The sequence below is a fragment of the Streptomyces sp. NPDC054883 genome, assembly GCF_053610645.1.
Map to the genome: position 1 here is coordinate 1 of NZ_JBSGYT010000099.1, position 5,580 is coordinate 5,580.

General features: G+C 72.7%; 5 protein-coding genes and 1 riboswitch. Of the genes, 2 read left to right on the forward strand and 3 right to left on the reverse strand.

Annotation, left to right across the window (positions count from 1 at the left end):
• Nucleotides 1–185: 185 nt before the first annotated feature.
• A complete protein-coding gene (locus ACWGH1_RS34965) occupies nt 186–1,454 on the reverse strand; it encodes a serine hydroxymethyltransferase (RefSeq protein WP_453355728.1) in 1,269 nt (422 codons plus the stop codon).
• Between the two features lie 34 nt (nt 1,455–1,488).
• A riboswitch (ZMP/ZTP riboswitch) is annotated at nt 1,489–1,579 on the reverse strand.
• A 109-nt stretch (nt 1,580–1,688) separates the two neighbouring features.
• Between ACWGH1_RS34965 and rocD the strand changes: the two genes are divergently transcribed.
• A complete protein-coding gene (rocD, locus tag ACWGH1_RS34970; protein ID WP_453355729.1) occupies nt 1,689–2,894 on the forward strand; it encodes an ornithine--oxo-acid transaminase in 1,206 nt (401 codons plus the stop codon).
• 15 nt (nt 2,895–2,909) lie between these two features.
• Here rocD and ACWGH1_RS34975 read toward each other — a convergent pair whose 3' ends face one another.
• Nucleotides 2,910–4,100 carry a glutathionylspermidine synthase family protein gene (locus tag ACWGH1_RS34975; protein ID WP_453355730.1) on the reverse strand — a complete coding sequence of 397 codons (1,191 nt, stop codon included), beginning with the start codon at nt 4,098–4,100 and terminating at the stop codon, nt 2,910–2,912.
• Nucleotides 4,101–4,116: 16 nt separating this feature from the next.
• Nucleotides 4,117–4,419: a hypothetical protein gene (locus tag ACWGH1_RS34980; protein WP_453355731.1), complete on the reverse strand. Its 303-nt coding sequence runs from the start codon at nt 4,417–4,419 to the stop codon at nt 4,117–4,119.
• Nucleotides 4,420–4,544: 125 nt separating this feature from the next.
• On the opposite strand from ACWGH1_RS34980, the gene ACWGH1_RS34985 reads away from it, so the two are divergent.
• The gene (locus ACWGH1_RS34985) at nt 4,545–5,345 is read left to right on the forward strand and encodes a hypothetical protein (RefSeq protein WP_453355732.1); all 801 of its coding nucleotides are present in this window, start codon (nt 4,545–4,547) and stop codon (nt 5,343–5,345) included.
• Nucleotides 5,346–5,580: the final 235 nt, after the last annotated feature.

Genomic DNA, 5,580 nt, shown 5'->3' on the forward strand with positions numbered 1-5,580 from the left:
CCTCAAACGCCGGCGAGGCTGGATGGCAGGCCCGGGCCTCAAACTCCGGGGAGGCTGGATGGCAGGCCCGCGCCTCAAACGACGGGGAGGCTGGATGGCAGGCCCGCGCCTCAAACGACGGGGAGGCTGGGTTTGCGGGCCCGGGTCCCAGGTCAAGGCCGGCGAGGCCGGACGCGCGGGAGCCGTCAGGCCAGGGGGAGGCCCGGGGCCGGGAAGGCGGACATCAGGTCCGAGACCTCCGCGCGGATCGCGGACAGGGCGCGCTCGTTCGAGGCGGCGGCCGCGGCCACCGCTCGCGCGAGCCACTCCGCCACCACCGGCATGTGTTCCACCGACAGCCCCCGCGACGTCAGCGACGGCGTACCGATCCGGATCCCCGACGGGTCGAACGGCTTGCGCGGATCGAACGGCACCGTGTTGTAGTTCACCACGATCCCCGCCCGGTCCAGCGCCTTCGCCGCCACCTTGCCCGGCACCCCCCGAGAGGTCAGGTCCAGCAGGATCAGGTGGTTGTCCGTACCCCCCGACACCAGGTCGAAGCCCCGCTCCAGCAGCGAGGCGGCCAGCGCCTTCGCGTTGGCCACGACCGCGTGCGCGTACGTGACGAACGCCGGCTGCGCCGCCTCGTGCAGCGCCACCGCGATGCCCGCCGTCGTCTGGTTGTGGGGACCGCCCTGGAGGCCCGGGAAGACGGCCTTGTCGATGGCCTTCGCGTGCTCCTCCCGGCACATCAGCATCGCGCCGCGCGGCCCGCGCAGCGTCTTGTGGGTGGTCGTGGAGATGACGTCCACGTGGCCCGCCGGACTGGGGTGCGCCCCGCCCGCGATCAGGCCGGCAATGTGCGCCACGTCCGCGACCAGGACCGAGCCCGCCTCCTTGGCGATCGAGGCGAAGACCTCGAAGTCGATCGTGCGCGGCAGCGCGGTACCGCCACAGAAAATGATCTTCGGGCGCTCGGCGAGCGCCAGCTCCCGCACCGCGTCGTAGTCGATCCGCCCGGTCTCCGCGGAGACTCCGTACTGCACGCCCCGGAACCAGGAACCCGTCGCCGAGACGCCCCAGCCGTGCGTGAGGTGCCCGCCCATCGGCAGGGCCATGCCCATCACGGTGTCGCCGGGCTTCGCGAAGGCCAGGTACACGGCCAGGTTCGCCGGGGAGCCGGAGTACGGCTGCACGTTCGCGTGGTCGACGCCGAACAGACCCTTGGCCCGCTCGATCGCGAGGGCCTCGACCCGGTCGATGTTCTGCTGGCCCTCGTAGTAGCGGCGGCCCGGGTAGCCCTCGCTGTACTTGTTCTGCAGGACGGTGCCGGAAGCCTCCAGCACCGCCGCGGACACGTAGTTCTCGCTCGGGATGAGGCGGAGCGTCTCCGCCTGGAGGGTTTCCTCGGCCGCGACGAACGACGCCAGCTCGGGGTCGGTCGCGTGCAGGGCGGGATGGCGGCGCGCTGTCATGGCGGTCCTCCGGGGTCGATGTCTGGTCTCGTCCCCGCGAGGCCCAGGCGAGCGGCCCTGTGTGCGGTCCTGCGCGCACGACTCCCCCGGAGTCCGTTCTCCGTGCGCCAGTCGCCGTGCGTACCGACCACCTTAGCGGGCGCGCCACGAGAAAGGTTTCTCCGTCCGGTATACGAGCGAACATGGAAAGTGACGCCACCCTCGTCGACTGCCTGACGGACGATCGGAGACCCCGTGTCGAAGACTGCTGATGCCATCCGCACCGCCGACGCGCACAGCGCGCACAACTACCACCCGCTCCCCATCGTCGTCGCGACGGCGGAGGGCGCGTGGATGACCGACGTGGAGGGCCGCAGGTACCTCGACATGCTCGCCGGCTATTCGGCGCTCAACTTCGGCCACGGCAACCGCCGTCTGATCGACGCCGCCCGCGCGCAGCTGGAGCGGGTCACGCTCACCTCCCGCGCCTTCCACCACGACCGCTTCGCGGACTTCTGCACCGAACTCGCCGCGCTGTGCGGCAAGGAGATGGTGCTGCCGATGAACACGGGCGCGGAGGCCGTGGAGACGGCGGTCAAGACCGCCCGCAAGTGGGGGTACGAGGTCAAGGGCGTGCCGGACGGCCATGCCAAGATCGTGGTGGCGGCCGACAACTTCCACGGCCGGACCACCACCATCGTGTCCTTCTCGACCGACCACGAAGCCCGCGACCACTTCGGGCCGTACACCCCCGGTTTCGAGATCGTCCCGTACGGGGACCTCACCGCGCTCTCCCACGCCGTGACCTCGAACACCGTGGCCGTGCTGCTGGAGCCGATCCAGGGCGAGGCGGGCGTCCTGGTACCGCCCGCCGGCTACCTCCAGGGCGTACGGGAACTCACGCGCGAGCGGAACGTCCTGTTCATGGCGGACGAGATCCAGTCGGGCCTCGGCCGTACCGGCGAGACGTTCGCGTGCGCGCACGAGGGGGTCGTGCCGGACGTGTACGTCCTCGGCAAGGCGCTGGGCGGCGGTGTCGTCCCCGTCTCCGCCGTGGTCGCGGACCGGGACGTGCTCGGGGTGTTCCGCCCCGGCGAACACGGGTCCACCTTCGGCGGGAACCCGCTCGCCTGCGCGGTTGCCCTGGAGGTGATCGCGATGCTGCGGACCGGCGAGTACCAGCAGCGCGCCACCGAACTCGGCGACCACCTGCACCGGGAACTGAACCTGCTGGTGGGCGGCGGCTCGGTGACCGCCGTACGGGGTCGCGGGCTGTGGGCGGGCGTCGACATCGACCCGGCGCGCGGTACCGGCCGGGACATCTCCGAGAAGCTGATGGAGCGGGGCGTGCTGGTGAAGGACACCCACGGCTCGACCATCCGGATCGCCCCGCCCCTGGTCATCAGCAAGGAGGACCTGGACTGGGGCCTGGACCAGCTGCGGTCGGTGCTCGCGGTCTGAGGCCCGTACGCGCGACTACAGGATGACGTGGGGCAGGAAGCGGGCGTACTCGTCCGTGACCGGCCCCGCCGATTCCCGGATGCCCAGCCCCGCCGCCTCCTCTTCGACGACCCACGCGCCGAGCACCACCCGGTTGCCGTCGAAGTCCGGCAGCGGGGCCAGGGCCTGGAACACGTACGTCTCGTCCTCCTCCGCCGCGAACGGCTCCCCGCCCACCGGGTGCAAGGTGACCCCCGCGCCCTCGCGGCCGAGCAGCGGCTTGGCCGCGAAGCCGGTGGTGTGCGCGAGCTCGCGCGGCCCGTCGAGATAGGCGGGCAGCAGGTTCGGGTGCTCGGGGAAGAGCTCCCAGAGGATCGCCAGCAGCGCCTTGTTGGCCAGCAGCATCTTCCACAGCGGCTCGATCCAGCAGGTGCTGCCGGAGCCGCCGCCGTGGTCGTAGGTGCCGAGGACCTGCGGGCCGAACTCGTCGGCGACCAGCCACTCCCACGGGTAGAGCTTGAAGCAGCTGCGGATGAACCGCAGCCTGTCGTCCACGAACCGGCCGGAGAGGCCGTCCCAGCCGATCTGCTCGACGGACAGGGCGTGCGTGGCCAGACCCGCCTGCTCGGCGGTCTCCTGGAGGTAGGCGACCGTCATCAGGTCCTCGCCGAGCTCGTCGGTCTCGGAGTGCGCGAAGTGCACGGGCCCGGGCGGCAGCAGCTCCGCCTGCCGGCGCCACGCTTCCACGAGGCGCTCGTGGAGGGAGTTCCACTGGTCGGCGCCGGGGAAGCGTTCCTCCATCCAGAACCACTGCGGACTCGCGGCCTCCACCAGCGAGGTGGGGGTGTCCGCGTTGTACTCCAGCAGCTTGGCCGGGGCGCCGGAGTCGTCGTAGCGCAGGTCGAACCGGCCGTACAGGGACGGCTGTTCGGCGCGACGGCGCCAGGACTCGGCGATCAGCGCGGCGAGCCCCGGATCGTTGATGCCGAGGTCGGCGAAGCGGTCGTGCTCGACGATGTGCGCGGCCGCCGCGAGGCACATGGCGTGCAGTTCCTCGACGACGTTCTCCAGCGCCTCGACCTCGGGCAGGGAGAAGGAGTAGTACGCGCTCTCGTCCCAGTAGGGCCGCAGGGAGTCGTCGGGGTAGCGGGTCAGGGGGTAGATCAGGCCCTGCTCCTCGACGGTCTTCTGCCAGCCGGGGCGGGGCTCGATGGTGTGGCGCTTCACGGGGCCGGGCCTTCCCTCAGCCGCCGCTGGAGCCGCTGTGGCCGCCGATGCCGCCGCGGGTGACGGCGGACTTGTCGAAGCTGCCGCCCTTGACCTTGCCGCTGCTGGTGCCGCCGCCGTAGTAGTACGCGCCGCGGCCGCCGCTGCTCCTGCACTCCTTCTCGTCCAGCTTCTGCAAGGTGGCGCGGTCGGCGCAGCGCTTGTCGGGCGCGCTGCTGCCGCAGGCCACGAGGGTGGCGGCGAGCAGGCCCATGCCGCCGAGGGCGACGGCGCCGGACCGCATGCGGCGCCGGGTGGTGGTGTCGTTGGTGGTGTCCATGTACGGGTTCGCTCCCCCTGGGTGGCTTGCCCGACAGACTAGAGCGGGGTGGCGGGGGGATGGAATCCGGCCGTCGTCACACCCTTGTCACGACGGTGACCTACAGTCTGTTCGTGCTGATTGGGATGGTTTGCGCGCTGGGGGCGGCGGTCTGTTTCGGGACGGCGTCGGTGTTGCAGGCGGTGGCCGCGCGGGCGACGGCGCCGGGGACGGGGTCGGGGGTGGACGCGGCCCTGCTGCTGCGGGCGGTCCGGCAGTGGCGGTACGTGGCGGGGCTGGGCCTGGACGCGGTCGGATTCGTCCTGCAGATCGTGGCGCTGCGGCACATCCCCATCTACGTGGTCGGCGCGGCGCTGGCGGCCAGCCTGGCGGTGACGGCGGTGGTCGCGGCGCGGCTGCTGCGGGTGCGGCTGAGCCGGGCGGAGTGGTGGGCGGTCGCGGTGGTGTGCGCGGGGCTGGTGATGCTGGGGTTGTCCTCGGGCGAGGAGGGCACGCAGCCGGGTCCGCCCGCGCTGAAGCCGGCGCTGCTGGTGGTGGCGGTGCTGGTGCTGCTCGCCGGGGCGGCGGCGGGCCGGCTCCCGGGCCGCGCGCGGGCGCTGGCGCTGGGGCTGGGGGCGGGGACCGGCTTCGGGGTGGTGGAGGTGTCGGTCCGCCTCATCGACGGCGTGGACCTCACCAACGCGGCCGTGTACGCGCTGCTGTTGGGCGGGGGTGCGGGGTTCCTGCTGCTCACGTCGGCGCTCCAGCGGGGTTCGGTGACGGCGGCGACGGCGGGCCTGGTCCTGGGCGAGACGGTCGGCCCGGCGGCGGTGGGCGTGGCCTGGCTCGGCGACACCCCCCGGGAGGGTCTGACCTGGCTGGCCGCGGCCGGCTTCGCGGTAGCGGTGGCGGGGTCGTTGGCACTGGCCCGCTTCGGCGAACCGTGACCCTGGCCGGGTGTTTTGCGGGGCCGGGGGGTTGCCCGTTGCGTCGGGCGGGGCCGGTGCCCTGGCCGGGTCGTTTTGCGGGTCCCGTGCGGGTTGCCCGTTGCGTGGGGCGGGGCCGGTGCCCTGGCCGGGTCGTTTTGCGGGTTCCGTGCGGGGTGCCCGTGCCGTGGGGCGGGGCCGGTTGTCGCCTCAAGCGCCGGCGGGGCTGGGGGTGGGGGCCGGGTCCGGGCGCGGG

What these genes read in the sequence shown, in the direction of transcription:
- ACWGH1_RS34965 (WP_453355728.1), bottom strand. Translation starts at nt 1,454, where the DNA reads ATGACAGCGCGCCGCCATCCCGCCCTGCACGCGACCGACCCCGAGCTG.
- ACWGH1_RS34980 (WP_453355731.1), bottom strand. Translation starts at nt 4,419, where the DNA reads ATGGACACCACCAACGACACCACCACCCGGCGCCGCATGCGGTCCGGC.
- ACWGH1_RS34985 (WP_453355732.1), top strand. Translation starts at nt 4,545, where the DNA reads ATGGTTTGCGCGCTGGGGGCGGCGGTCTGTTTCGGGACGGCGTCGGTG.